This is a genomic window from Marinobacter sp. 1-3A, from assembly GCF_016597775.1.
Taxonomy (GTDB): domain Bacteria; phylum Pseudomonadota; class Gammaproteobacteria; order Pseudomonadales; family Oleiphilaceae; genus Marinobacter; species Marinobacter xiaoshiensis.
Window position 1 is genome coordinate 108,078 of sequence record NZ_VCGZ01000006.1, and the last position, 26,392, is coordinate 134,469.

Below are 26,392 nucleotides of genomic sequence, written 5' to 3' on the forward strand. Positions count from 1 at the left end.
ACAGGCACAGCGCCAATTGATATTACTCAGTATTAGCCCACACTCAGTAGTGGCGCATATTTGATTTAAGTCAAATACAGCGCCAGATACCCCACCAGAGCAATCGAAGCTCTACCCCCTGACAGCAAATCCCTGTCGGCACCTACCACCAGCCCACCCTGCTGGAGGTACCCCCAATGCCCCCACACGGAAAAAGCCGCTTTTGATATTGTTATAGAGGCTCTGAACAATGGCCCGTATATGCAAACAGACAAGGCCGCAGTAATGATCTCGCCAACCAAACCACAGCAGTACCGCGCACTTGGCCTTTCCACGCTGGCCTTCACTTTGTGTTTCGCCGTATGGACCATTTTCTCCATCATTGGCATCCGCATTGCGGAAGATCTTGGGCTATCTGACACCCAGCTTGGCCTTCTTATGGCCACCCCTATTCTGACTGGCTCAATCAGCCGGCTGTTTCTTGGTATCTGGACGGACCGGTACGGCGGGCGCTGGGTATTCGGCATCCTCATGCTGACCACGGCGGCCTGTGTTTACCTGCTCACCTTCGCCACCACTTACCTGATGTTGCTGATTGGTGCTCTGGGTGTGGGCCTTGCCGGTGGCGCGTTTATTGTGGGCGTAGCCTATACAGCAGCCTGGTTTACCCCCTCCCGACAGGGCACAGCGTTGGGCATCTTTGGTGCAGGCAACGTCGGCTCTGCTGTAACCAACTTTGGTGCACCCTTTTTGCTGGTGGCTTTTGGCTGGGAGACCACCGCCCAGATCTATGCCTCTGTGCTGGCGGTTATGGGCATTGCCTTCATCATTCTGGCAAAAGAAGACCCTGTTTCTGCAGGCCGAAAAAAAGACGAGCAACAACGTTCGTTTATGGAGCAGATGGAGCCGCTGCGGGATCTTCGGGTCTGGCGCTTTGCGCTTTACTACTTCTTCGTATTTGGCGCCTTTGTGGCCCTGGCACTCTGGCTGCCCCACTACCTGATTGGCGTTTACGGCCTGGACATAACAACCGCAGGCATGATCGCGGCCCTCTATACCATTCCCGCCTCCCTGTTCCGTATTCTTGGGGGCTGGATGTCTGACCGCTTCGGCGCTCGACGCGTGATGTACTGGACATTTATTGCGTCGGTCATCTGCACTTTCCTGTTGAGTTACCCCCCTACTGATTATGTGGTACACGGCATCGACGGCGACGTGCGCTTTACACTGGAAATGAGCTTGCCGGTGTTTATTATTCTGATTTTCACCCTGGGCTTTTTCATGTCTCTGGGCAAGGCAGCGGTTTACAAGCACATACCGGTTTACTACCCCATGCATGTGGGCGCTGTTGGTGGCGTGGTGGGGATGATCGGCGGACTGGGTGGATTCATTCTGCCGCTCACTTTCGGAGTTTTGAACGACGTTACCGGCATCTGGCAGAGCTGCTTTATGCTGATGTTCATAATTGCCGCCGCTGCTCTCGCCTGGATGCATTACGCCATTCGTTCAGCCGAACGCGTTGAGTGGGCCGCAAACAAGGAGCAAACCGACTTGCCGGAACTGGCATCACCTCAGCTCTTCTACCCCTTGAACCGCAAACACAGCCAGAAAGGCGGCACAGGATCAGCCCCGCAATAAAAGGTTCGGTGCGAGTTTCTTGAAATCTCTGTAACAGTACTGTTCCAGCGCTGGCAGTGCCTTTAGAATTCGCACTCCCGATTTCACCTGGAGCAGTAACCCCCATGTCCCTGGATCTTTCTCCCTCGGCCAGCTTCAACCAGTTGCGCCGTATTGAATCCAGCACGCTTTTTCAGGGCGTAGTGATCGCCATCATCATCCTGTCTGCCCTGACCATAGGCGCGAAAACCTATGACTTACCACCACTGGTGGAGCAGTCACTGGGCGTTATGGATACAGCTATCACCCTGTTTTTCCTGATCGAGATTCTTTTCCGCTTTGCCGCCAGCCCGGTCAAACGCCGCTTCTTCATGGACGGCTGGAACGTCTTCGACACACTGGTGGTGATTGGCAGCCTGATTCCTCTGGATAACTCGGAGGCGGTCTTGCTTGGAAGATTGTTGAGGGTTTTCCGGGTATTGCGTCTGGTCTCTGTGGTGCCGGAGCTGCGTTTTCTGATCAACTCCCTGCTCAAAGCCATCCCACGCATGGGTTACATTGCACTGTTGATGTTTATTATTTTTTACATCTATGCCGCCATGGGTTCGATGTTCTTTGCCAAAGTGGATGAGGATCTCTGGGGTGATGTCGCAATTTCCATGCTCACGCTGTTCCGCGTGGCCACGTTTGAGGACTGGACAGACGTGATGTACGCAACCATGGAGCAATACCCCCTAAGCTGGATTTACTATCTGACGTTCATTTTCCTCACGGCCTTCGTGTTCCTGAACATGATGATTGGAGCGATTCTGGAAGTGATGAGCGAAGAGCAGAACGCCAAACAGGCCCAGCAAGCCCACGACGAGCGGGATGAGATTGTTCAGCAGCTCCACTCGGTTCAGCGCAAGCTGGACGAGCTGTCAAAAAAGCTGGAGAGATAGAGAGGCGGCAAGCCGCCCGATCTATGCCTTGCGAGCCACAAACTGAACCACAGCCCCTTCACCATCATGAAGTGGGCCTTCACGAATATCACGGACGAGTTCGCGGGAAAGAAGTATTTCCTCGGGCTCAAAAAACTGTTCCAGCTCCTGCTTGCTGAACATCATGGCTTTATTGCCCGGCCCGCCAGTGCCTCGCCCAATTTGATCTTCTGTATAGCCTTCCAGAATCAAATGGCCACCGCTTCGCAACGCGTCTTTTGCGATTTGAAGCGAACGCTTGCGAATATCGGTTGGAGTGTGGGCAAAAATCATGACAACCGCCGAGCAGGTGTTTGATTCCGGGGTATAGGTTGCCAAATCGGCATGCACGGTTTCCAGCTCCACGCCACGAGTGGCAGCAAGCCGGGCAGATTTCTGCAGCCCGACTTCAGACAAATCGACCGTGGTTACAGTATGCCCTCGCTCTGCCAGATATACGGCATTTCGGCCCTCTCCCTCTGCCAGGCACAACACTTTGCCTTTGCTTTTATCCAGCTCGAATGCGTTCCACTGCTCCACAAGAAAGGAGTTTGGCTCTTCTCCGTATACAAAGTGTTCGCTACTGAATCGCTCGTCCCACATTGCTTGCTCCATATAACTGTCAGGATACTGGCCCACGGGGTTTGGGCTCGGGTATTGCGTACCTTGAATGAATCAAAATAAGACGGGTTTGGCCATGGCAAGGTGGAAAATAGCGGATACCTGCACCAGGGCCAATACTGCGGCCACAACGCGAATCGGGCGCGAGACGGTCACTTTCAAAGCGAATAGTCCGGCAGCGATGTAGCCCAGCAACAATGCGATTTTTGCCAGAAGCCAGCCTTGCTCCAGCGGGTTCCAACCACCCACAAACAGCAGGCTGATCGCCGCAACCAGCAGTACTGTGTCGTTAGCGTGGGGAATCCAGCGCAGTGGAGTCATACGCCAGCCGGGGCGCCCCACAGCGTCCATCAACAGCCTCAGTGAAAACAAGACAACCGTGAGGTAGGCTGTGGTCATATGGAGGTGCTTCAAAATCATGTATGAGTTCATAAACCATTCCATTGTGAATCAAAACGATAGCGGCATTGTACGCAAAGATACCCCTAACCGGGTATGTTAATTCTGCTCACAGCCGCTTAACATATAACTAACATATATGTATTGACAGGAACCAACATGCAAGCGACTTCAACACCCCAAAAAGCTGGGCCCGCCAGCTTCAACCAGCTTTTCGGCTACCCGTTCCGAATCTTCTTCCTGTCCATGACGGTATTGGCGATTGTCGCCATTCCTCTCTGGGTACTGCAGGTAACAGGCGCCGTCAGCATGCCGCTGGCCATGCCGGGATTGTTCTGGCATCAGCATGAGATGCTGTTTGGCTTTCTGACGGCTGCTATTGCCGGCTTTTTACTGACAGCTGTCTGCGTCTGGACTCAGACCGAACGCACCCACGGGTTCCGACTGATGCTGCTTTGGGGCGTATGGCTGGCCGGGCGCCTGCTGCTCGCATTTGGCGCAGATCTGCCAGAATGGCTAGTGCAAGGGGTAAACCTGGCGTTTCTACCGCTGGTGATGCTGGATGCCGGGTGGCGGGTTTGGCAGGCCAAGCAAAAACGCCAACTTATGCTTCTGGTGGTTCTCGGCTTGCTGTGGCTGATGCAAATTGGCTTTGTTACCCGCCTGGATATGACTTACAGCCACGGAGCACTGATTGCGGCTATGGCGCTTATCAGCATTGTGGGTGGGCGAATAACGCCGGCGTTCACTACTGGCTGGTTGCGCCAGCGAGGGCTGAATGCAGACGCGGTAAAAAACATCCCGGCGCTCGATATGGCTTCGCTGTTTTCCATGATTCTGCTTATGGCGTCGCTGGTAACCGGCTGGCAAGCCATCACAGGCATTCTGGCGATCATTGCTGGCTCTCTTGTGTTGGTGCGACTGGCTAACTGGAAAGGCTGGCTCGTTCGCAAAGAGCCTCTGTTGTGGGTTCTTCATCTCTCTATTCTCTGGGTCCCGGTGTCACTCTACCTGCTGGCCGGCACCATTTTCTCCGGCTGGCCATCTAACGCTTGGAGTCATGCAGCGGGAACTGGCGCTATTGGCTGCCTGATTCTGGGTGTAATCGCGAGGGTGACTCTCGGCCACACTGGCCGCCCCCTGGTGCTACCCAAAGGCATGGTTGTGGCATTTATTGCACTGCAACTCGCGGCAGTGGTTCGTGTTCTCACGGCTTTCGATATCATTCCCTGGCATCCCGGTATTGGCAGTAGCAGCCTGCTTTGGGTTTTCGCCTTCGGCATGTTCCTGGTGCGCTACACGAAAATACTTGCAAGCCCCAGACCGGATGGCCGTGCAGGCTGACGCCCTGGCCAGGTTTCCTGAAGTTTTAGATGCATGAGCAGGCTCGCAGTAGCCTGCTTTTTTTATTTTTTTGACCGCCCCCGGAGAGCAGCTCGGGCTTGCAACTGCAAACCTTAAACGTTAATCATCCACTAATGGTCAATAGCGACTCTCGAAATAACAGCTAAAGTAACAATAAATCATTCTGTAACAGAGACGATGGCACTATGAACCCGGATCATTTTGACAAGGAAGACCTGATTAAGTGTGGTCATGGCAAACTTTTCCCGGGCGCCACGCGGCTGCCCATTGATGAGATGCTAATGGTTGACCGCGTCACCCACATAGGCACAGATGACGGTATCTACGGCAAAGGCAGCTTGGTGGCAGAGCTGGATATCAATCCCGACCTCTGGTTCTTCAAAGTGCACTTTGTGGATGACCCGGTTATGCCTGGCTGCCTGGGCCTGGATGCCTTGTGGCAACTGGTTGGGTTCTACCTGGCGTGGAGCGGCAGCGAAGGCAAGGGCCGCGCGCTGGGCGCAGGAGAGGTCAAGTTCACCGGCCAGGTTCTCCCGACCAATAAAAAGGTAACCTACTACCTCGACCTCAAACGTGTAATCCGGCGCAAGCTGACAATGGCTATTGCCGACGGACGTATGGAAGTGGATGGCAAAGAAATATACACAGCCAAAGACCTGCGGGTTGGCGTGTTCACTTCCACCGATGATTTCTAGGAGTTAACAAGATGCGGCGTGTTGTTATCACCGGCATGGGGATTGTCTCCAGCCTTGGCACCAATCAAAAAGAAGTCACTCGCTCCCTGAAGGAGTCCATTCCCGGGATCGCCTTCAGTGAAGAAGCCCGTGACAACGGTTTGCGCAGCCACGTTTGCGGGCAAATCAACCTGGATTTGCCTGAGCTGATTGATCGCAAGCTTTTGCGCTTCATGTGCCCGGCTGCTGCATACACTTATCTCGCAGCCTGCGAAGCGATTGAGCAAGCTGGATTGACCGAAGAGCACCTCACAGCTAACAGCACTGGCGCTGTGTTTGGTACCGGCGGCGCGTCAACGGTTGAGCTTCTCGATGCAATCGACACTCACCGCGCCAAAGGTATTCGCCGCGTTGGGCCATATCGCGTGCCCCGTACCATGGGCAGCTCAATCAACGCGACCATTGCAACGGCATTTGGCATCACCGGCATCAACTACGGCATTACCTCAGCCTGTGCCACCAGCGCACACGCCATTGGCCACGCCGCTGACCAGATTGCCCTGGGGCGCCAGGATGTGATGCTTGCAGGCGGCGGCGAAGATATCCACTGGACTCTGAGCCTGATGTTTGACGCCATGGGTGCACTTTCAACCAAGTACAACGACACGCCTGAAAAAGCATCCCGCACTTATGATGCAGACCGGGATGGTTTTGTAATCTCTGGCGGCGGCGGCACTCTGGTGCTTGAAGCCCTGGAGCATGCAGAAGCTCGCGGCGCGAACATTATTGCCGAACTGGTTGGCTTTGGAGCCACATCAGACGGCGCCGACATGGTTGCCCCAAGCGGTGAAGGCGCTATTCGCTGCATGCACCAGGCTATGAAAAACCTGGATGGTGAGATCAGCTATATCAATACTCACGGCACAAGCACACCCGCTGGTGATGTAACTGAACTTAAGGCCCTGAAAGCAACCTTTGGCGACAAAATCCCGCCACTTAGCTCTACCAAGCCTCTTTGCGGCCACGCTCTTGGCGCAGCCGGTGTTCATGAAGCGATCTACAGCCTGATCATGCAGCGGGATGGCTTTATTGCGCCCTCAGCGAACATCGAGAACCTCGATGAAGGTGCCGAAGGCTACCCAATCGTGCGTGAGCGGCTCGACAACCAGAACCTGGATCTCGTCATGAGTAACAGCTTTGGTTTTGGTGGCACCAACGCAACACTGGTATTCAAAAAGTTCCAAGCCTAAGCGTCAGGACAGCCTGACAGAGCGATACTCAGCCGGGGAAGTGCCCATCCAGCGTTTGAATGCCCGGCTGAACGCGCTTAACTCTGAAAACCCAAGCTGCTCGGCAATTTCCACCAGCGGCTTGGTTTTATCCTGCATGTAAGTTAGCGCCTGCTTACGGCGCACATCCTCAAGTATGCGGGCAAAGGTCAAACCTTCACGCTTCAATTTCTTGTGAAGCGTATATCGGCTCATGTGCAACTGAGATGCCACCACCTCAACGCCCACCTTGCCCCGGGCAAGCTGAATACTGATCAGCGAACTCACTCTATTACCTAATGAAACCCGCGCCACGTCTTGGCTCAGGGGGCCTGACGCCATCTTTTTACCCTCCAGATTCATAACTATCCAATTGCTTACTCCAAGTTACAGCGTACACATGTTAGCTGAAAACAATCAATAAGACGTTTGAGCAGGATCAAGGGAATACACGTTAGCCTGCGGCAAAATAGCCCACCACTGATCTACCCGGAGCCCACATGAACATCCCGGAACTGCTGGCACCCGCCGGCACCCCTGAACATCTGGAGACCGCATTCGCCTATGGCGCTGATGCAGTTTACGCCGGCCAGCCGCGCTACTCCCTGCGAGTACGCAACAACAGCTTTAAAGACACCGCAGCATTGGGTTCCGGTATCCAGCGCGCCCATGAACTGGGCAAACAATTCTACCTGGTGTCGAACATTGCACCCCACAACGACAAGGTACGCTCTTACCTGCGGGATCTGGAACCGGTGCTGGAATACAAACCAGACGCACTGATCATGTCAGACCCGGGCCTGATTATGCTGGTTCGGGAAAAGTGGCCAGATCAGCCCATTCATCTTTCGGTGCAGGCCAATGCCGTAAACTGGGCAACAGTGGAGTTTTGGCGACGGCAAGGCATCAGCCGGGTGATTCTTTCCCGGGAGCTGGCTCTGGGTGAAATCCGCGACATTCGCGAACGGGTTCCGCAAATGGAACTGGAAGTATTCGTTCACGGCGCTCTGTGTATGGCCTACTCCGGTCGCTGCCTGCTCTCGGGCTATATGAATCATAGAGACGCCAACCAGGGCGCATGCACCAATGCCTGCCGCTGGAACTACAAGGAAGTTGCCCACACCCAGGACCAAACCGGCGACCTGATTGCCACATCCGCAGCAAGTGATGTTCAAAGTTTTGAGCCGAAAGAAATTCTGCTGGAAGAGCCCAACCGGCCCGGCAGCTTTATCCCTGCCTATGAGGATGAGCACGGCACCTACATCATGAACTCCCGGGATCTGCGTGCCGTGCAGCACGTGGCGGAACTGGCTGCCATGGGTGTTCACTCCCTGAAAATCGAGGGCCGCACTAAAAGCACCTATTACGTTGCCCGCACTACTCAGGTCTACCGCAATGCCATTGATCAGGCGGCACAGGGTAAACCTTTTGACATGACCCTGATGAATGAGTTGGAGGCACTATCCAACCGAGGCTACACAGAAGGCTTTTTGCGCCGGCACATGCCACAGGAATACCAGACCTACGAACGTGGCTCGTCCTATCTGGGCACTCAGCAAGTTGTGGGCACCATCACCGATGATGACGGGCAATGGCTCACCATCAATGTGAAAAACAAATTCGCCCCCGGCGACCAGATGGAACTGATCACTCCCTCTGGCAACCTGCAGTTCTCAATTCCAGCCATGGAAAACCGCAATGGCGTGCGTATGGATTGCGCTCCAGGTAGTGGACATATCGTTCGCATCCCCCGCCCAACCGGCACTCCGGAAGCTTTGGAATACAGCTACCTCACCCGTATCTTGCCGCCTGAAAGCTAACGCCACCCTGCGTTTCCAGCTCCGTATATACGCTTATCAAACCCGTGCTACACCCGCCAGACTTAGCGTCTGGCGGGTGTATTACGATATACTTGATCATCCTTACATTTAATACCTGACTAATTTAGTCTGGTATTGTACAATTACGATCCACAAGCTACAGATCAGGCCCCGCAACCCAGTCTTGGTTGCCGGCAAATCAAAGGGCCTCAGAGCCCGCGAGAGAGAATACGGAGCGACGATCATGACGACCGCCAACAAAGAGGTGAACGAACTGATCAAACGGGAATACGAACACGGTTTCGTAACAGACATCGAAGTAGATACCTTCGAGCCCGGTTTGAATGAAGACGTGATCACCCGCCTTTCTGAAATCAAGAAAGAGCCTCAGTTCATGCTGGAATGGCGCCTCAAGGCCTATCGTCGCTGGCTTGAAATGGAAGAACCCGATTGGGCTCACCTGGGCTATGAAAGAATCGATTACAACGATATTTCCTACTACTCAGCCCCGAAGCGCAAAGAAGACATGCCTCAGAGTCTTGATGAGGTAGATCCCGAACTGCTGAGAACCTATGAGCGGCTTGGCATCCCACTGCACGAGCACGCAAAGCTCGCCGGCGTAGCCGTTGATGCAGTATTTGATTCTGTTTCGGTGGCCACCACGTTCAAAGAGCCACTGGCAAAAGCAGGCGTTATCTTCTGCTCTATTTCAGAAGCCGTGCGCGATTACCCCGAACTGGTGCAAAAATACCTCGGCACTGTTGTTCCCCATACTGACAACTTCTTTGCCGGCCTTAACGCCGCAGTCTTCTCAGACGGAACCTTTGTATATGTGCCCAAGGGTGTTCGCTGCCCCATGGAACTGTCCACATACTTCCGCATCAACGCGGCAAACACCGGCCAGTTCGAGCGCACACTGATTATTGCCGACGAAGGCAGTTACGTGAGCTATCTGGAAGGCTGTACCGCCCCGATGCGCGACGAGAACCAACTTCACGCAGCGGTGGTTGAACTGATCGCTCTGGACGATGCCGAAATCAAGTACTCCACCGTACAAAACTGGTACCCGGGCGATGAGAACGGCAAAGGCGGCATCTACAACTTTGTGACCAAGCGCGCGGCTTGTATCGGCAAGAACTCCAAAGTTTCCTGGACCCAGGTAGAAACCGGCTCGGCCATTACCTGGAAGTACCCCAGCTGTATCCTGCGTGGTGAAGGCAGCGTTGGTGAATTCTATTCTGTAGCGCTTACCCACAACTACCAGCAGGCCGACACTGGCACCAAGATGATTCACCTGGGCAAGAACACCACCAGCACCATCATCTCCAAGGGTATTTCGGCCGGTAAAAGCTCCAACGTTTATCGCGGCCTGGTCAAATTTGGTCCCCGTGCCGAAGGCGCTCGTAACTTTACCGAGTGCGACTCGCTGTTAATCGGAGACCAGTGCGGTGCACACACCTTCCCTTACATTGAGAGCCTGAACAAGTCCGCCATCGTTGAGCACGAGGCCACCACCTCGAAAGTGAGCGACGAGCAGATGTTCCTTTGCCGCCAGCGCGGAATTGATATGGAGCGGGCCGTTTCCATGATCGTTAACGGTTTCTGTAAGGACGTGTTCAAGGAACTTCCTATGGAGTTTGCGGTTGAAGCCGGCAAGCTTCTTGAAGTTAGCCTTGAAGGTTCTGTTGGTTAAATTACACACACAGATTTTCAGATTAAAGAGAGAAGCCACAAATGCTGAGCATCAAAAACCTGCACGCCTCCGTTGAGGGCAAAGAAATCCTCAAGGGCATCAACCTGGAGATCAAAGCCGGGGAAGTACATGCCATCATGGGCCCGAACGGTTCGGGCAAAAGCACGCTGGCCCAGGTGCTTGCAGGCAACGACGCATTTGAAGTCACGTCTGGCAGCGTCACCATGCATGGTGAGGACCTGCTTGAGAAAGCGACTGAAGAGCGGGCGCGGGATGGTGTGTTCCTGGCGTTTCAGTACCCGGTAGAGATTCCGGGCGTCAGCAACCTGCAGTTCATGCGCACATCGGTAAACGCCCTGCGCCACCACAGAGGCGAGTCAGAAATGAACGCCGCTGAGTTTATGAAGATGGCTCGGGAAATTTCAAAGCAGGTAGATCTTGACCCTGCATTTCTCAAGCGCGGCGTGAACGAAGGCTTCTCCGGTGGCGAGAAGAAGCGTAACGAAATCATGCAGGCTCTGATGCTGCAGCCAAAGCTGGCCATTCTGGACGAAACTGACTCTGGCCTCGACATCGACGCACTCAAGGTTGTTTCTGACGGTGTTAATGCTCTACGTGCCGAAGACCGTGCCATTTTGATGGTAACTCACTATCAGCGCCTGCTTGACCATATTGTTCCTGATTTTGTTCACGTTCTGGCCGAAGGCAAGATTGTGAAGTCTGGCGGCCGTGAATTGGCCCTGGAACTGGAAGAACGCGGTTACGCATGGCTTGGCATCAAGGATGACGAAACTGCAGCCAGTTCAGCTCTCTCCAACTCTGCCAATTAAGGAGATAGCGGAATGAAACCAGCACCAAGTCTTCTTTCCAGCGCGTTCCTGCAGCCGGCTGGCCAGGCGTTACCAGCCCCCCTGCTTGCCCTGCGCAAACAGCGTGGTGCCGCCTTGGTAGATATGCCCATGCCAACGCGGAAAACCGAGAACTGGAAATACTCCAGCAAGTACCTGAAGCTGACCGACGAGATGGCCGCTTCTTTGCCAACTACTGGTAAAACAGGCAGCGCCCTTGCTGTGCCCGGCTACAAAGTCGTCTTTATCAATGGCGTTGTGATTCCGGAAGCCAGTGAGTATCCGGATCTGGATAACATCCTTATCCAGCGTTTTGGTGATCTTTCTGAGGCCGAAGCCAATGAGCTGGCTGAGCGCCTGGACAGCACTCTCGACGCCAAGGCCGTGCAATTTGCAGGGCTGAACACTGCGCGTTTTGAAGATGGCCTTCTCATTCGCCTGAAGCCAGACGCGGTTCTTGACCAGCCTCTGTTCATCATCCATGAAGTGACAGCCGACGCCAGCGGATCTGCCTTCCCACGAATTTTTGTAGAAGCAGGCCGAAGCAGCCAGATCACTCTGGTTGAAGAGTTTATTTCCAGTGGACAGGAAGCGGTGTTCGTGAACTCCGTTACCGAGTTCACTCTTGCAGAGGGCGCAAATGTTACCAACATCCGCCTGAGCATGGACGGCGAGAAGGTACAGCACATCGGCGCCACTGGCGTAACCCAGCAGCGTAGCTCCCGCTTCGAGAGCCACTGCGTAGGCTTCGGCGGCCCCCTGCGGCGCCACGACCTGAGGGTGCGACTGGAAGGCAAAGGCGCAGAGTGCAAGCTCAACGGCGTTGTTGTAACCCAGGGCACACAGCATTACGACAACCACACCACCATTGAGCACGTAGCGCCTAATTGCGACAGTGAAGAAACCTATCGCAACATCGCAGCGGATAAATCCCACGCTGTGTTCAACGGCAGAATCCATATTCATCCGGACGCCCAGAAGTCCAACGCCAATATGAGCAACAAGAACCTGCTGCTCTCCACTGGCGCTGAGATCGATACCAAGCCAGAGCTTGAGATCTACGCTGATGACGTAAAATGTGCCCACGGGGCGACAATCGGCCAACTGGACAAGGAATCGTTGTTTTATCTGGTATCGCGTGGCATCGGCCTCCGTGAAGCCAATGTTCTGCTGACCATGGCGTTCATCAACGAATTGGTTGCCCAGATTCCAGTGGATGCCGTGAAAGATACGGTACAAATCCGCCTGAACCAGTTTTTTGATCAAACCTTCCAGGAGGTCTGACCGGTATGAATGACCTGTCCATGGCAAGCACAGCAACCCAAAAGGCGTTTGATGTACAAGCCATACGCCGGGACTTTCCCATCCTGTCCCAACAGGTAAATGGAAAACCGCTGGTATACCTGGATAACGGCGCGTCGGCACAAAAGCCGCGCTCCGTTCTGGATGCCATGGACCGTTATTACCGGGAAATGCACTCCAACGTACACCGGGGTGCCCACACCCTTGGCGACCGCGCCACTGCCGCATTTGAAGGTGCCCGGGAAACCGTTCGCAGCTTTTTGAATGCTGGCAGTACCCGGGAAATCATCTGGACAAAAGGCACAACAGAAGCCATCAATCTGGTAGCGAATGGCCTGGCCCCCAAACTCAAAGCCGGCGACGAAATTCTGGTGAGCCACATGGAGCACCACGCCAACATTGTGCCCTGGCAGATGATTGCCGAGCGCACTGGCGCAAAAGTGGTGCCGATTCAGGTTACGCCTGCGGGCGAACTGGATCTTGAATCCTTTGATCGTTTGCTGAGCGACCGCACCCGTGTACTGGCCATCACCCACGTTTCCAACGTTCTGGGCACAATCAATCCGGTAAACGAATTGGTGGGCAAGGCGAAGGCGCGCGGTGTGATCACCCTGCTAGATGGCGCCCAGGCTGTCCCCCACTTCCAGCCGGATGTGCAGGCGCTGGACTGTGATTTTTACGTTTTTTCATCTCACAAGCTGTTTGGCCCGACAGGTATTGGCGTGCTTTATGGCAAAGCCGCACTACTGGAAGACATGCCTCCCTACCAGGGCGGCGGCGAGATGATTGAGCGGGTATCGTTTGAACGCACCACATGGAACGTTCTGCCTTACAAATTTGAGGCAGGTACGCCGGCAATCGCCGAGGCGGTGGGTCTGGGCGCGGCAATAGACTACCTTAACGGGCTGGACCGGCCGGCAATGGAAGCGGCGGAGAATGCCTTGATGGTACGTGCCAACCAATTGGTTGAGACCGTTCCCGGCATGAGCATTATCGGCACGGCAAAGCAGAAAGTTCCCGTGATGTCCTTTAAAATCGAAGGCTTGCACCCCAGTGATATAGGTACCTTACTGGATCAGCAAGGCATCGCTATTCGCACTGGCCATCACTGTGCCATGCCACTGATGGATTTCTACGGAGTTCCCGGTACAGCCCGGGCTTCCTTTGCGTTCTACAATACACTGGACGAGGTGGAACAACTGTTTACCGCCTTACAAAAAATCCAGCGCCTGTTTGCCTGATGGAGGAGACACCATGACAGCTGAAGTCTTCACGCCGACCGTAGGCGTCACCATGACGCCAAGTGCCGTCAAGCACGTGCGCAAGCAACTCGACAAAGCGTCGAGCGCCAAAGGTATCCGATTGGCGATCAGAAAAAGCGGATGCTCAGGCTTCAAGTACGAAACCCAGTGGGTGGACGAAGCTTCACCCGACGACAGAATATTCCACATTGACGGGGTTGATGTGTTTGTGAAAGAGGAACACCTTGCCATGGTGAATGGCATCGAGATCGACTTTGTGACCGAAGGCGTCAACTCCATGTTCCAGTTCCGCAATCCAAATGCCACCGCCGAATGCGGGTGTGGCGAGAGCTTTACCATAAGCTGATTCGTCCACTCTCCGCGCCAAACGAGGTATAACCAGGAATGCAAGAAAGAGAAGTTGTCCTGACCAAGCGCGAGGTGGAAGCCCGCCTTGTTCCTGTTGGCACCCAAATCATGATTCCGGCAGATAGTTTTGTAACCATCACGCAGTCTCTGGGCGGCACCTTCACGGTTGCAGTTAATGGCAACCTTGCCCGCATCGAAGGTCACAACGCAGATGCCTTGGGCAAAAAGCCACTGGAAAGCAGCTTTGATACTCCGGAAGACGGAACTATCAACGAAAACCAGGTGTGGGAAGCCATGCGCAACTGCTACGACCCGGAAATTCCGGTAAACGTAGTGGACCTGGGCCTGATTTACGAGTGCCGCATTGAAAACGGTACGCCAGAGGGCAATCACGTCTTCATCCTGATGACCCTCACAGCCGCTGGTTGTGGCATGGGGCCGGTTATTACTGAAGATGTGAAGACCAAGGTGGAGCACGTGCCCAACGTGGACAAGGTAACCGTAGAGCTTACCTTTGATCCCCCCTGGAACAACGATATGCTTACTGACGAAGCCAAACTCGAACTGGGAATGTTGTAAATGCCTGCGACAGAACAGGATTTTCTGGACAATCCGCTCGGAAAAAACCCGACTCTGGAAGACGTACTCGACGGCTTTGAGTTTCTGGACGACTGGGAAGAGCGCTACGCGTTTATTATTGATCTGGGCAAGCAGCTACCGGCTTTTCCGGACGAAGCCCGGATTGAAGAGAACTACGTCCACGGCTGTCAGAGCCAGGTATGGGTGATTTCCCACTTCCACGAAGCCAGCGGCAAACTTTATTTGCTGATCGATTCTGACGCAATGATCGTCCGCGGCCTTGCCGCCATGATTCTGATTGCGCTGAACGGGAAAACCCCAAGAGACCTGTTGGCTACCGATATCGACGAGCTGTTTGAACAACTCGACCTGTTCCGCCATATCTCTCCGACCCGCGGCAACGGCCTGCGCTCCATGATCGGAAAGATTCGCGACATAGCGGCAGCCCACGCGGCTGAGTGACCCGCTCACCGGTTTAGCGTGAGCTACCAGATTATGGCAATGTCGTCTCGCTGAATGTTTACCTGCCCACCCAGGCTGGGCATATTGCCATTGCTGAAGTCCGGATGAACATTATTCAGGGTGACTGTCACCTGGCTGTCGCTCAATTCAGGCGTCCCTCCCAGGGAATCAAAATACCGGGCACTGCGATACAAATGCAGCTCATCACCCGGCCTCAGGCCAGCGGTTGCACCTGAAGCCAGTGTTACCTGCTGACCATCTACCCGGGTAATGCGGGCCATAAACGGCTGGCATGCCAATGCTTCGGTGACTGCCTGAGTCATGTCACCCAGAACACCAGCAACCGCCTTTCCATATTGGGTTTTTCGAAATCCTTCTGAGCCAAACCCTGTAGAACTGCCCACGCTCCCATTCCAGTCCGCGGCCGCCTCAAAACGTTGCTGATAGACAGGCGAACCGCTAAAGCCATCGAGAACCACCAGATCCACTGCAAACCGCCGGCGCTTATCGACGGCACCAATACCTCTTTGCATCTTGTCCAGAACCGATGTGCCCCACGCCGTAGGGTCTGCAACGCCAAGATCCCGGATAACGCCCGTGACAACAAACTGAGCACCCATTTCACGGGCTACCTGAATCACATTGGTTAGGCGATTACTACCCTGCTGCAACGTTGGCGCGTTCAACAGATCGGGGAACAGACGGGAGGTAGAGGCGGAAAGCACCTGCAAATTTCCAGCTTCCCGCAAACCTTGCTGCAACAACTGCGGCAGAACTTCACCAGCATCATCAATGCGCCCTACACGGGCCTGCTCAGGGTATAGAAGCGGAAACCCGGTTACTGCCACCCGCTTCCTCAAACGCCCGGAGTCTCCGCCGTCACAACTGGCATCACCGGCAGAAATATCCCCCCGTACGGTCACACGCATAAGATTGCCAATGCGGTGCTCATCAATCACTTTAACATTCCGCGCCCTCGCACTGGAGGCCAGGCGCATTCTGGACTCGGTAAGAACACCGTTTTCCATGGTATCTCTGGTACTAACCTGCGCCTCATACTGAAGAGCGAGATCACGCATGGCCGCATTACGGGCCTCTGCACGGGCAGTCGCGAGGTCCTCGTTATGGATGCTGGCGTGGCCCACACCTTCCAGAACAACCGCCTGAGCGCTGGCAATAAGCATCAGCGGCGTCAACGCACACCAAAGCGCCAAGCGAAAAAACTGCTTCATAAACCCGCGCATCTTTTCATTCCCGCATTTCCAAATGTGCCACGCTTCCAAGGCCTCTACACCAGTATCCCTATAATCAAACCCCGATGGCGACATTAGTCGAGATAGTACAGGGAATCCACGTTTTTGCTCTGAACATCACCAACACTGTCGTTGTATCTGGGCATAGGTATCGGACACAAATCCTGCACCTGATCGGCATCTACTTTCGACACGCAAGCCCGGAAACGTGGTTCCAGCTTCAGCTCCATTACCGTTTCGACAACGCCGTCGCTATGTTCGTTAACAGCAACCATTTTTGCGCCACGAATGTAGCTATCCACGTATGTTCGAAAACTATCATTTCGTAGAACAAAGTCGTTTACTGTAGAGCTGCCATAGACGACCGTGCCATACACTCGCTCAGCGAGGTTCCTGTAGGCATCCATCTGGGAGGCCCGGCGCGCCATCAAACGCTTACGCGTGTTGAGGCGATCTTTACTGGCGTCTTCATAAGTTCCAAAACCGCTTACGCGCACGGTTATAGGCTCCAGCCTGGGTTCGCTTTGTGCTTTACTCTTCTCACTATCCCGGTGCCCACCAACAGGCGCACAGGCCGCCAGCATGAAAGCCAAAAAAGGAACTGTTATCCAGCGAATGGCCATTATCTTGTCTCCAGAATTCGTTTCAGCTAACCATTACCGGAAACCATGAAAAAATCGCGCCAGCTTTTCTAACACACTGATTGAATGGATTTTATTGAACAAAGCTACAATACAGCCCGCTAAACCGGCAAATAACTGCCTCCGCTTACATATCAAAAACAAACCGTTACCGGTTATGCCGTGTTCCCGTACGCATATTGATCTAACCTTTCAGTACTCTCATTGTTCATAGAAACACACTTATCTCCAAGGTACCGAAATGCATCAATATCGCCTGTCCAGATTGTTCATTGCCGTGGGACTGTCCCTTGCAACTTCCTCAGCGCTCGCCAGTCCGCAGTCGTTTATGTCTTCACGCTCCTTTGCAATGGGTGGCACCGGGGTGGCTATTGCGCATCCGGCTTCCGCCACGTCTGCAAACCCCGCAATGATGGCTGCAGACCAGCACGACTGGGCAGATGATTTCGGCCTCACGCTGCCGTCTGTCAACGTGCGGGTTGCGGATGAAGAAGAAACCATTGATCAGATTGATGATATCCAGGACTCAATTGACGGGCTTGAGAGCGCCATCAGCTTTAACAATTCAACCGAAACTAAAAAGCAGGCGGGGCAGTTGCGTGAACAACTTGCCGGATTTGATAGAGACACCGTCCGAGGCAACCTCGGCCTTGGCTTTGCTGTTGCCGTTCCCGGAAAGACAATTTCCATGGGTGTGTTCACCAACGGCAATCTGACTGCAACAGCCAGGGGAGAGTACGACGAAAGTGACGACGCAATACTGGCAGACATAGAAGACGGCACGGTAACCTCTCTCCCTGGTGGCACTCTGACGTTAAATTCCCGCGGTAAGGTCCTTGCTTCAGCGGTGATAGAGGCAGGCATAAGCTTTGCTCACGCGTTGGAGCTGAGTAATGGTGAATCTCTCCAGCTGGGTTTTTCCCCAAAATACGTAAAGCTACAAACGTTTCAATACACGGAAACCGTTTCCGGTTTTGATGACAACGATTTCGACAGTGATGAGTCCCAAACTGAAAAGAGCGGCTTTAACCTCGATATAGGTGCTGCTTATGCGTTCGGAGATGAAAAGCAGTGGAACGCAGGAATCCTGGTAAAAAACCTGATTCCCATGAAGCTCGACTCCGCTGCAAGCCGGGCGGATCTTGGAGAGGAAGTACGCACTCTGAAACTCAACCCCATGGCAACCGTCGGCATCGCTCATAAGAGCGACTATCACGTTGTGACTGCAGAGGTGGATCTCACCAAAAAAGAAGCCTTTGGCTTTGAAGATGACACCCAGTGGCTCGCCTTGGGTGCAGAGTTCGACGCGTTCCGTTACGCACAGCTTCGCGCGGGTGTTCGTTACAACCTTGCAAGCAACAATGACAACGACGGCATTGCCGAGGAAACCCAGTTCACAGCTGGCCTGGGAGTCAATCTGTTAGGCGTTCGCTTTGATCTTGGCGCCCTGTTTAGCGATGCGGATATCGGCGCATCTCTGGAGCTTGGCACAGCATTCTGATTATTGTTCGAGCACTTCTTTCGGTGTCAGGCGAACCCACCAGACTATACAGGTTTGCCTGACACGCCCGGGAAACGGATAATTCCCGGATACTTCTCGGAAAGGAACCGAACCCTCCATGCAAACCTATCTGGTTGGCGGCGCTGTTCGCGACGAACTACTGGGCCTGAAAGTTAAAGATCGGGACTGGGTGGTTGTTGGTGCAACCCCGGAACAAATGCTCGCCCGTGGATTTACCCAGGTAGGATCAGACTTCCCTGTATTCCTGCACCCCAAAACACATGAGGAATATGCCCTCGCTCGCACCGAGCGCAAACAGGGCCACGGTTATCACGGCTTCTCGGTTTACAGTGCTCCTGATGTCACGCTGGAAGAAGATCTGTTACGCAGGGACCTCACCATCAACGCCATGGCGCGCTCCGAACAGGGCGAGCTGAGCGACCCCTTTGATGGGCGCAAAGACCTTGAAGCACGAGAGTTGCGACATGTTTCAATGGCGTTCAAAGAAGACCCCCTGAGAATTTTGCGCACTGCACGGTTTGCTGCGCGCTTTCAACCCCTTGGTTTTCGTGTTTGCGCAGAAACCATGGAACTCATGCGCTCTATGGTTGCCGAGGGCGAGGTGGAACATCTGGTGCCTGAGCGAGTGTGGCAGGAGATTCAGCGAGCCCTGCATGAAAATAATCCGGCTACGTTCTTTCAGGTGTTGAGAGACTGCGGCGCGCTAGCCGTGTTGATTCCGGAACTTTCCCCTGAGGCGCACTTCAGCGCAGCCATTGCTGGCCTGCAACGGGTTCACGCCAGCAATGGCTCAACAGCAGAGCGATTTGCTTCACTGTTATGCGCACTTGACGAGCCTGCGGGCACAGCAAGAGCCAAAGCGTTGAAAGCACCCAACGATTGCCAACAACTGGCCCGCCTGACTATGATTTTCACGCCCGCCATACAGCAGCTCGACCCGCTGCAGCCAGATGCAGGCGTTTTGCTGAAGCTGCTGGAAAAGGCCGACTTGTGGCGACGACCAGAGCGGTTCGCGCAACTCCTAAATGTACTTGCATGCACTCTTGAACCCGCAAATCGGGCAAAACTTGAAGCACTCCAAAATGCGGCAAAAGTTGCGTCAACCGTTGACCCTAAAATACTGATGGAACAAGGCTTCCTGGGCAAAGAACTGGGCGATGCAATCCGTACCGAGCGTCTTGCGCGTATTAACCAGGCACTAAGCAGCTTACTATCCTGAGGAACCACCATGCCTGAACATGCGCCTGTTGCCCTGATTACCGGTTCTGCCCATCGCCTTGGAGCCCGCACTGCGCAAATACTCCAGGAGCGGGGCTGGAACATCGCTATCCATTATCGTAACCGCAAAGATCAGGCTCACAGTCTTGCTGAATCAATGAACCAGCAGCGGCCAAACTCTGCCGTCGCACTGCAGGCAGACTTGAGTAACATCACCGACATCAGGCGCTTGGGCACCGAAGCAGCAGCTCAGTGGGGACGTCTGGATGCACTGGTTAACAACGCATCCGTGTTTTATCCAAACCCAACGCCTGAGGCCACGGAAGACGACTGGGACAGCATTATGCACACTAACCTGAAGGCGCCATTTTTTCTGCTGCAGGCGTGTCTTCCGGCTTTGCGGGCAAGCTCAGGCAGTGTCGTAAATCTCATTGATATCTATAGTGAAAAGCCGCTGGCAGACCACCCACTCTATTGCGCCAGCAAAGCAGGACTCGCGGCACTCACCCGGTCCTGGGCCAAAGACCTGGCTCCAGAGGTACGGGTAAATGGTGTATCTCCCGGGGCTATCCTCTGGCCAGAGGGCGACGCAGCGGTTGATGCAGGCTACCAAAGTATAATACTGGCCAAAACGCCCCTTAATCGCACCGGCACTCCGGATGATATAGCCCGCACCATCGTGTTTCTGCTGGCCGAAGCGCCATTTATTACCGGGCAAATCATTTCAGTCGATGGTGGCAGAAGCCTCAACATGTAGGCCGAGGGTTGGGCCTACGCTTTTGCCCGCTCGTCCTTTCCGGCTACAATGCGGCCAACTTTTAAAACGGAGAACTCTCATGCGTGATGTCGTCATCGTTGCCGCTCGGCGTACAGCTATTGGAGCATTTGGCGGAGGCCTTTCCAGCCTTCGTGCGGATCAGCTCGGCGCCGCTGTTATTAAAGCACTGCTGGAAGAAACCGGTGTTGCCGGCAACCAGCTCGATGAAGTTGTTCTGGGCCAGGTTCTGACCGCAGGTTCTGGCCAGAACCCGGCACGCCAGTCGGCGATCAATGCCGGCCTTCCCAATTCTGTCCCGGCCATAACCATCAACAAAGTATGCGGCTCTGGCCTCAAAGCTGTTCACATGGCGGTTCAGGCGATTCGCTGTGGCGATGCCGAGATAGTGATTGCCGGCGGACAAGAAAACATGAGCCAGGCACCCCACGTTCTGCCCAACAGCCGCAATGGCCAGCGCATGGGCAACTGGACCATGATCGATACCATGGTTACCGATGGTCTTTGGGACGCCTTTAACGACTACCACATGGGCATCACTGCTGAAAATATTGTTGAGAAGTACAACATCAGCCGCGAAGAGCAGGACGAGTTCGCAGCAGCCTCCCAACAAAAGGCAGTTGCAGCCAGAGAAGCCGGTCGCTTTGATGGTGAAATCGTGCCGGTATCCATTCCTCAGCGGAAAGGCGATCCAATCGTTATCAGCAAGGACGAAGGCCCCCGCGATGGCGTAACCGGCGAAGGCTTGGGCAAACTGCGCCCGGCGTTCAAAAAGGACGGCACGGTGACCGCAGGTAATGCATCATCCCTGAATGATGGCGCAGCAGCGGTCATGGTGTGCAGTGCTGAAAAAGCAAAAGAGCTGGGCCTGACCCCGCTGGCAACCATCAAAGCCCACGCCAATGCCGGCGTTGACCCGACCATCATGGGAACCGGCCCAATCCCCGCCAGCCAGCGCTGCCTGAAACTGGCCGGCTGGAGCGTTGATGATCTGGATCTGGTTGAAGCCAACGAAGCCTTTGCTGCCCAGGCTATCTCTGTAAACCGGGAAATGGGTTGGGATACCAGCAAAGTAAACGTCAACGGCGGCGCTATTGCTCTGGGCCACCCTATTGGCGCTTCGGGCTGCCGCATACTGGTTTCACTTTTGCACGAAATGGTACGCCGTGATGCGCACAAAGGTCTGGCGACTCTGTGCATCGGTGGCGGCATGGGCGTTGCCCTTGCAGTCGAGCGCTAAAGCCGAATGCTGAATGTGGTGCTGTACGAGCCGGAGATTCCACCCAATACGGGCAATATCATCCGGCTCTGCGCCAATACCGGCTGTAACCTGCATCTGATTGAGCCTCTGGGATTCACTCTGGAGGACAAGCAGATGCGGCGTGCCGGGCTCGACTACAGCGAATACGCCACGGTAAAAGTGCACAAAAACTATCAGGCGTTCCTCGACAGTGAGGAGCCTCGGCGCCTGTTTGGCCTCACCACAAAAGGCCACCGTTACTACCACCAGGTGGCCTATCAGGAAGGCGACTACCTGATGTTCGGCCCGGAAACCCGTGGCCTTCCAGAAGATGTACGCGAAGGATTATCTGCAGAGCATTGCCTGAAGGTACCTATGTGCCCGAATAGCCGAAGCCTCAACCTTTCCAACACCGCCGCTTTAGTGGTTTACGAAGCCTGGAGGCAACTGGGCTTTGAGGGCTCACCAGGCAGCACCTCATAAACAAAAAACCCGGCAGTTGCCGGGTTTTTTTGCAGTCAGGGTAGAGCAACACTCTTAGTGAGTTTTCTGCTCGGCACCGGCTTCACCGGCTGCCTCTTCCTGCTTGCGCTGCAATGCCTGAGCGTAGATAGCATCGAAGTTAACAGGCGCCAGCATCAATGCCGGGAAGCTACCCTTGTTAACAACACCATCAATTGCTTCACGGGCATAGGGGAACAGAATAGTGGGGCAATAGGCACCCAGCATCTGGCCAAGCTGCGGCCCGTCAATACCTGAAACAAGGAAAACACCCGCCTGCTGAATCTCGACAATGTAAGCAACCTTGTCGTCAATTTTCGCCGTAACGGTCAGCGACAAAACCACTTCATACTGGTTATCACTTACTTTTGTGTGAGCGGTGTTCAGATCCAGATTTACATGGGGCTTCCACTGCTCCTGAAATACCACCGGTGAATTCGGGGACTCAAAAGACAGATCCTTCACGTAGATACGCTGAAGAGCAAACTGAGCTTGGTTCTGGTTTTCGTTGCCTGCGGCGGCTTGCGGATTCTCAGCCATGTTAAGTCCTTTTGCTTTAGTAGGGAGTCTTAGAGAGGGCTCGGGGCCCGTTGTTATGGTTACATCTGCCGTGACAGTCTACTGTCTGGCGTCGATCAGTTATGTGAAACAGTGCGGCAGATCGGCGCGCAGATCAAGTTATGTCGCAGTTTCTACTTTTTTACCAGCGGCAAGTTACTGGCCTTCCAGTCGCTAACCCCGCCGTTGAGTCGCACCACATTGGTGAAACCCTCTGCGTTCAGCTGTTTGACGGCCATGGCGGAATGCTGCCCCATTTTGTCCGCCACAATAATCTGTTTGCTCTTGTGTTTGTTCAGCTCGGCAGCCCGACTTTTGAGACTGCTCAACGGAATATTGACTGAGCCGGTAATGCGGCCCTCGCCAAACTCTTTGCGGTCACGGATATCAACCACTATGGCTTCGTCCCGGTTGATCAGGCTAACAGCGCCTTGAGCAGAAATCTTGGCTCCACCCCGCCGGGACTCCAGCACCAGAATAGCAACAAGAAAAGCCACAAAAAGTGAAGCGAGAACGTAGTGGTTAACGACAAATTCAAACAACCGATCCATGAGGTTACCCTGAAAATAAGTTTGGGCGGATTATACACAGCCTGCTCGCCGGACAGAAGGTGACCATACAGGTGACGACTGTGGCCTCAAAGTGTAAAAATGGATAAGCTTCACGCCTACTTCTGTAAATTTACTGCAACTCTACCTCCGGACTGAATGATGACAGCATTGCGCAAGCCGACAGCACTGATAATTCTCGACGGCTGGGGCCATCGTAAACCCGCCGAAGATAACGCCATCAGCAACGCCAATACGCCTTTCTGGGACAAGCTTTGGGCTTCCAGACCCAAAACGCTCATCAACACCTCCGGTATGTTTGTAGGTTTGCCCCAGGGCCAGATGGGCAATTCCGAAGTCGGGCACATGAACCTTGGCGCGGGCCGCGTGGTTTACCAGAGCCTGACGCGCATCGACAAGGATATAGAGGAAGGAACCTTTAACGAAAACAAGGTTCTTTGCGCAGCAATCGACAAAGCCATAAGCAATGGCGGCGCTGTTCACCTCATGGGCCTGCTTTCTCCCGGCGGCGTTCACTGCCATGAAGACCACGTGCTTGCAGCCGCTGAGCTTGCAGCTGCCAGGGGCGCTAAAGAAGTCTACATTCACGCATTTCTCGATGGCCGCGACATGCCACCTCGCAGCGCTCGCCCCTCCCTTGAAAAGGCGGCTGCAAAGCTGAAAAGTCTGGGCGTAGGCCGTGTAGCCTCAATTGTCGGCCGCTATTTCGCTATGGACCGGGACAACCGCTGGGACAGGGTGGAAGCAGCCTACAACCTGATGACGTTAGGTGAGTCAGAATTCATGGCCGCCGATCCTGTTTCAGGCCTGGAGCAAGCATACGAGCGTGGTGAAAACGACGAATTTGTTAAACCAACCCTCATACAAAGCGCCGGCGAGCTTGCGGCCACAATCAATGATGGCGACGCCGTCCTGTTTATGAACTTCCGGGCTGACCGAGCCCGGGAAATGACCCGCACGTTTGTAGATGAGGGTTTTGACGGGTTTGAACGCAAGAAACACCCGAATCTCGCAGACTTTGTAATGCTCACCGAGTACGCGGCAGATATCAAAACCTCCTGCGCCTACCCGCCAGAACAGCTGATCAACGGTTTGGGTGAATACCTGGCAGGGCTAGGCAAAACCCAGCTCCGCATTTCCGAAACCGAGAAATACGCCCACGTCACCTTCTTCTTTAACGGCGGGCAGGAAACGCCTTTTGCCGGCGAAGACAGAATTCTGGTGCCCTCCCCTAAAGTGGCAACCTACGATCTGCAGCCTGAGATGAGCGCTCCGGAAGTTACCGACAAGCTGGTAGAGGCCATCAAAAGCGGAAAGTATGACCTGGTGGTATGCAACTACGCCAACGGCGACATGGTGGGCCATACGGGCAAGCTGGATGCAGCCATCAAAGCAGTAGAATGCCTCGACCAGTGCGTACAGCGCGTAGTTGAAGCACTGGATGAAGTCGGTGGCCAGGCACTGATAACAGCTGACCACGGTAACTGTGAACAGATGACAGACCCCGACTCTGGTCAGGTGCACACAGCACACACCATCGGGCCAGTTCCCCTGGTCTACACAGGTAGCCGCGAAGTAAGCCTGAGTGATGACGGCAGCCTGAGCGATGTAGCTCCCACCCTGCTCGCATTGATGGGCCTGGAACTACCGAAGGAAATGACCGGGCATAGCCTGGTTAAAGTCGGTTGATCCGGAAACAGGCCACAGCATTGCGACTGACTGCAGTACTGACGCTGACTCTCGCACTGTTATTGGGTGCAGCACCGTTAGCGTTTGCTAAAGAGGTAACGCCAGCCCAGATCGAAGCCCTCAAGAAACGTATTGAGGGTATCGACAAATGGCTGGCCAATGCCGAAAAGGACCGCTCCTCTCTTGAACGACAGCTGGCTGAAGCTGAACGCACCATCAGCCGGTTGACTCACGAGCGCAGATCCCTGCGAGAACAGGTAAAGGTACAGCAGCAGAAACTGACCACACTGCAAAGTGAAGAGCGGGAGCTGGCGCGCACCCTGGAGAGCCAGAGGGAAAGCCTGAAAAAACAGATACGCACCGCCTGGATGGAAGGCGATGCACCCGTTGTAAAAGTGCTGCTCAACGAAATCAATCCGGACAACATTGCCCGGACCATGACCTATTACGAATATCTCAGTCGCGACACAGTACGGCGATTGGAAATTTTCCATAAGAACCTCGAAGAACTCAAGGTCACACAAGCGGCCGTGCAAAGCACCCGGGCCGAACTCGCGAACGCTGAAGAGGGCGTAATAAAACGCCAGCAGGCGTTAAAAGCGTCCCGCCTGGAACGCGAAAAAACCCTCGCAGCGCTTAACCAGGATATCCGCAGTCACCGTAGCGAAAAAGACGAACTGGAATCCGATCGAAAGCGATTGGAGCAGCTGCTTTCCGAGGTTCAGCAAGCCATCGCCAGCATCCCGTCGCCCAATGAATCCAAGCCCTTCCCGTCGCTGCGCAACAAGCTTCCATGGCCTGCACAAGGCAAGGTAGTCAGTCGTTTTGGAGAAAAATACGCAGATGGCAAACTGCGCAGGAACGGGCTGATCATTCAGACCGGGGAAGAAGCCGAGATCAAAGCCATTCATTATGGCCGGGTTGTTTTTGCCAACTGGCTCCGGGGCTTTGGCCTGATAACAATTATTGATCATGGCGATGGCTACATGACACTCTATGGCCACAGCAGCAGCCTGTTCACCAGCCCGGGGGACTGGGTTGTAGCAGGGGAAGCCATCGCACAAGCAGGCCGTACCGGTGGAACAGACGCGCCAGCACTCTATTTTGAAGTTCGCCATAACGGCAAACCTGATAACCCGGGCCGCTGGCTGACCAACTGAACAGCCGGGCCGGGGCTGACAAATGAGCCCGCTGCCGCCATACTGTCGGGATTATAGAAGGTTCAGTCCA

The 26,392-nt window shown here is 54.3% G+C and carries 27 protein-coding genes; 20 read left to right on the forward strand and 7 right to left on the reverse strand.

What is annotated here, in order from left to right:
* The first annotated feature begins 240 nt into the window (after positions 1-240).
* Positions 241-1,617, forward strand: a complete 1,377-nt coding sequence (locus FE848_RS11140; protein ID WP_200202880.1) for an MFS transporter — start codon at positions 241-243, stop codon at positions 1,615-1,617.
* Between the two features lie 104 nt (positions 1,618-1,721).
* Positions 1,722-2,537 (forward strand): ion transporter, encoded by an 816-nt coding sequence (locus FE848_RS11145; RefSeq protein WP_200202881.1) that lies wholly within the window; start codon positions 1,722-1,724, stop codon positions 2,535-2,537.
* 21 nt (positions 2,538-2,558) lie between these two features.
* Here FE848_RS11145 and FE848_RS11150 read toward each other — a convergent pair whose 3' ends face one another.
* Both FE848_RS11150 and FE848_RS11155 read right to left on the reverse strand, forming a co-directional pair.
* Positions 2,559-3,158 (reverse strand): class I SAM-dependent methyltransferase, encoded by a 600-nt coding sequence (locus FE848_RS11150; RefSeq protein WP_200202882.1) that lies wholly within the window; start codon positions 3,156-3,158, stop codon positions 2,559-2,561.
* Between the two features lie 72 nt (positions 3,159-3,230).
* Positions 3,231-3,608, reverse strand: a complete 378-nt coding sequence (locus tag FE848_RS11155; RefSeq protein ID WP_200202883.1) for a SirB2 family protein — start codon at positions 3,606-3,608, stop codon at positions 3,231-3,233.
* Between the two features lie 126 nt (positions 3,609-3,734).
* On the opposite strand from FE848_RS11155, the gene FE848_RS11160 reads away from it, so the two are divergent.
* From FE848_RS11160 to fabB, 3 genes are all read left to right on the forward strand, one after another.
* Complete coding sequence (locus tag FE848_RS11160) at positions 3,735-4,919, forward strand: NnrS family protein (RefSeq protein WP_200202884.1); 1,185 nt, start codon at positions 3,735-3,737, stop codon at positions 4,917-4,919.
* 206 nt (positions 4,920-5,125) lie between these two features.
* Positions 5,126-5,635 (forward strand): bifunctional 3-hydroxydecanoyl-ACP dehydratase/trans-2-decenoyl-ACP isomerase, encoded by a 510-nt coding sequence (gene fabA / locus FE848_RS11165; protein ID WP_200202885.1) that lies wholly within the window; start codon positions 5,126-5,128, stop codon positions 5,633-5,635.
* Positions 5,636-5,646: 11 nt separating this feature from the next.
* On the forward strand, positions 5,647-6,864 hold the full coding sequence (fabB, locus tag FE848_RS11170) for a beta-ketoacyl-ACP synthase I (protein WP_200202886.1): 1,218 nt from the start codon (positions 5,647-5,649) through the stop codon (positions 6,862-6,864).
* A 3-nt stretch (positions 6,865-6,867) separates the two neighbouring features.
* Here fabB and FE848_RS11175 read toward each other — a convergent pair whose 3' ends face one another.
* On the reverse strand, positions 6,868-7,224 hold the full coding sequence (locus tag FE848_RS11175; protein WP_200202887.1) for a helix-turn-helix transcriptional regulator: 357 nt from the start codon (positions 7,222-7,224) through the stop codon (positions 6,868-6,870).
* 158 nt (positions 7,225-7,382) lie between these two features.
* Between FE848_RS11175 and yegQ the strand changes: the two genes are divergently transcribed.
* From yegQ to FE848_RS11215, 8 genes are all read left to right on the forward strand, one after another.
* Complete coding sequence (yegQ, locus tag FE848_RS11180; RefSeq protein ID WP_200202888.1) at positions 7,383-8,702, forward strand: tRNA 5-hydroxyuridine modification protein YegQ; 1,320 nt, start codon at positions 7,383-7,385, stop codon at positions 8,700-8,702.
* 244 nt (positions 8,703-8,946) lie between these two features.
* Positions 8,947-10,395 carry a Fe-S cluster assembly protein SufB gene (gene sufB / locus FE848_RS11185; protein ID WP_200202889.1) on the forward strand — a complete coding sequence of 483 codons (1,449 nt, stop codon included), beginning with the start codon at positions 8,947-8,949 and terminating at the stop codon, positions 10,393-10,395.
* Positions 10,396-10,436: 41 nt separating this feature from the next.
* Positions 10,437-11,225, forward strand: a complete 789-nt coding sequence (gene sufC, locus FE848_RS11190) for a Fe-S cluster assembly ATPase SufC (protein WP_200202890.1) — start codon at positions 10,437-10,439, stop codon at positions 11,223-11,225.
* Positions 11,226-11,237: 12 nt separating this feature from the next.
* The gene (gene sufD, locus FE848_RS11195; protein WP_200202891.1) at positions 11,238-12,527 is read left to right on the forward strand and encodes a Fe-S cluster assembly protein SufD; all 1,290 of its coding nucleotides are present in this window, start codon (positions 11,238-11,240) and stop codon (positions 12,525-12,527) included.
* Between the two features lie 5 nt (positions 12,528-12,532).
* Positions 12,533-13,786, forward strand: a complete 1,254-nt coding sequence (locus FE848_RS11200; protein ID WP_200202892.1) for an aminotransferase class V-fold PLP-dependent enzyme — start codon at positions 12,533-12,535, stop codon at positions 13,784-13,786.
* 13 nt (positions 13,787-13,799) lie between these two features.
* Positions 13,800-14,153 (forward strand): HesB/IscA family protein, encoded by a 354-nt coding sequence (locus FE848_RS11205; RefSeq protein WP_200202893.1) that lies wholly within the window; start codon positions 13,800-13,802, stop codon positions 14,151-14,153.
* Between the two features lie 38 nt (positions 14,154-14,191).
* Complete coding sequence (gene sufT / locus FE848_RS11210; RefSeq protein WP_200202894.1) at positions 14,192-14,734, forward strand: putative Fe-S cluster assembly protein SufT; 543 nt, start codon at positions 14,192-14,194, stop codon at positions 14,732-14,734.
* The gene (locus FE848_RS11215; RefSeq protein WP_200202895.1) at positions 14,735-15,196 is read left to right on the forward strand and encodes a SufE family protein; all 462 of its coding nucleotides are present in this window, start codon (positions 14,735-14,737) and stop codon (positions 15,194-15,196) included. It abuts the gene before it with no gap.
* A 23-nt stretch (positions 15,197-15,219) separates the two neighbouring features.
* Here FE848_RS11215 and FE848_RS11220 read toward each other — a convergent pair whose 3' ends face one another.
* Both FE848_RS11220 and FE848_RS11225 read right to left on the reverse strand, forming a co-directional pair.
* Positions 15,220-16,428, reverse strand: coding sequence for a flagellar assembly protein T N-terminal domain-containing protein (locus tag FE848_RS11220; protein WP_200202896.1), 1,209 nt, complete (start codon positions 16,426-16,428; stop codon positions 15,220-15,222).
* Positions 16,429-16,523: 95 nt separating this feature from the next.
* The gene (locus tag FE848_RS11225) at positions 16,524-17,072 is read right to left on the reverse strand and encodes an LPP20 family lipoprotein (protein ID WP_200202897.1); all 549 of its coding nucleotides are present in this window, start codon (positions 17,070-17,072) and stop codon (positions 16,524-16,526) included.
* A gap of 259 nt (positions 17,073-17,331) precedes the next feature.
* Between FE848_RS11225 and traF the strand changes: the two genes are divergently transcribed.
* The 5 genes from traF to trmL all read left to right on the forward strand — a co-directional run bounded on the left by traF (position 17,332) and on the right by trmL (position 22,328).
* The gene (gene traF, locus FE848_RS11230; protein ID WP_200202898.1) at positions 17,332-18,591 is read left to right on the forward strand and encodes a conjugal transfer protein TraF; all 1,260 of its coding nucleotides are present in this window, start codon (positions 17,332-17,334) and stop codon (positions 18,589-18,591) included.
* Between the two features lie 118 nt (positions 18,592-18,709).
* Positions 18,710-19,831: a multifunctional CCA tRNA nucleotidyl transferase/2'3'-cyclic phosphodiesterase/2'nucleotidase/phosphatase gene (locus FE848_RS11235; RefSeq protein WP_200202899.1), complete on the forward strand. Its 1,122-nt coding sequence runs from the start codon at positions 18,710-18,712 to the stop codon at positions 19,829-19,831.
* Positions 19,832-19,840: 9 nt separating this feature from the next.
* Entirely contained in the window at positions 19,841-20,587 is a 747-nt protein-coding gene (locus FE848_RS11240) for a pteridine reductase (RefSeq protein ID WP_200202900.1), read from the forward strand.
* A 79-nt stretch (positions 20,588-20,666) separates the two neighbouring features.
* Positions 20,667-21,845 carry an acetyl-CoA C-acetyltransferase gene (locus FE848_RS11245; RefSeq protein WP_200202901.1) on the forward strand — a complete coding sequence of 393 codons (1,179 nt, stop codon included), beginning with the start codon at positions 20,667-20,669 and terminating at the stop codon, positions 21,843-21,845.
* 6 nt (positions 21,846-21,851) lie between these two features.
* Complete coding sequence (gene trmL / locus FE848_RS11250; protein ID WP_200202902.1) at positions 21,852-22,328, forward strand: tRNA (uridine(34)/cytosine(34)/5-carboxymethylaminomethyluridine(34)-2'-O)-methyltransferase TrmL; 477 nt, start codon at positions 21,852-21,854, stop codon at positions 22,326-22,328.
* Between the two features lie 54 nt (positions 22,329-22,382).
* On the opposite strand, the gene secB is transcribed toward trmL, so the two are convergent.
* Both secB and FE848_RS11260 read right to left on the reverse strand, forming a co-directional pair.
* Positions 22,383-22,886, reverse strand: a complete 504-nt coding sequence (secB, locus tag FE848_RS11255) for a protein-export chaperone SecB (RefSeq protein WP_200202903.1) — start codon at positions 22,884-22,886, stop codon at positions 22,383-22,385.
* 152 nt (positions 22,887-23,038) lie between these two features.
* Positions 23,039-23,455 (reverse strand): rhodanese-like domain-containing protein, encoded by a 417-nt coding sequence (locus FE848_RS11260; protein ID WP_200202904.1) that lies wholly within the window; start codon positions 23,453-23,455, stop codon positions 23,039-23,041.
* Between the two features lie 159 nt (positions 23,456-23,614).
* Between FE848_RS11260 and gpmM the strand changes: the two genes are divergently transcribed.
* Together gpmM and FE848_RS11270 are read left to right on the forward strand one after the other, a co-directional pair.
* On the forward strand, positions 23,615-25,162 hold the full coding sequence (gpmM, locus tag FE848_RS11265; protein WP_200202905.1) for a 2,3-bisphosphoglycerate-independent phosphoglycerate mutase: 1,548 nt from the start codon (positions 23,615-23,617) through the stop codon (positions 25,160-25,162).
* A gap of 20 nt (positions 25,163-25,182) precedes the next feature.
* Positions 25,183-26,322: a murein hydrolase activator EnvC family protein gene (locus FE848_RS11270; protein WP_200202906.1), complete on the forward strand. Its 1,140-nt coding sequence runs from the start codon at positions 25,183-25,185 to the stop codon at positions 26,320-26,322.
* The last annotated feature ends 70 nt before the right edge of the window (positions 26,323-26,392 follow it).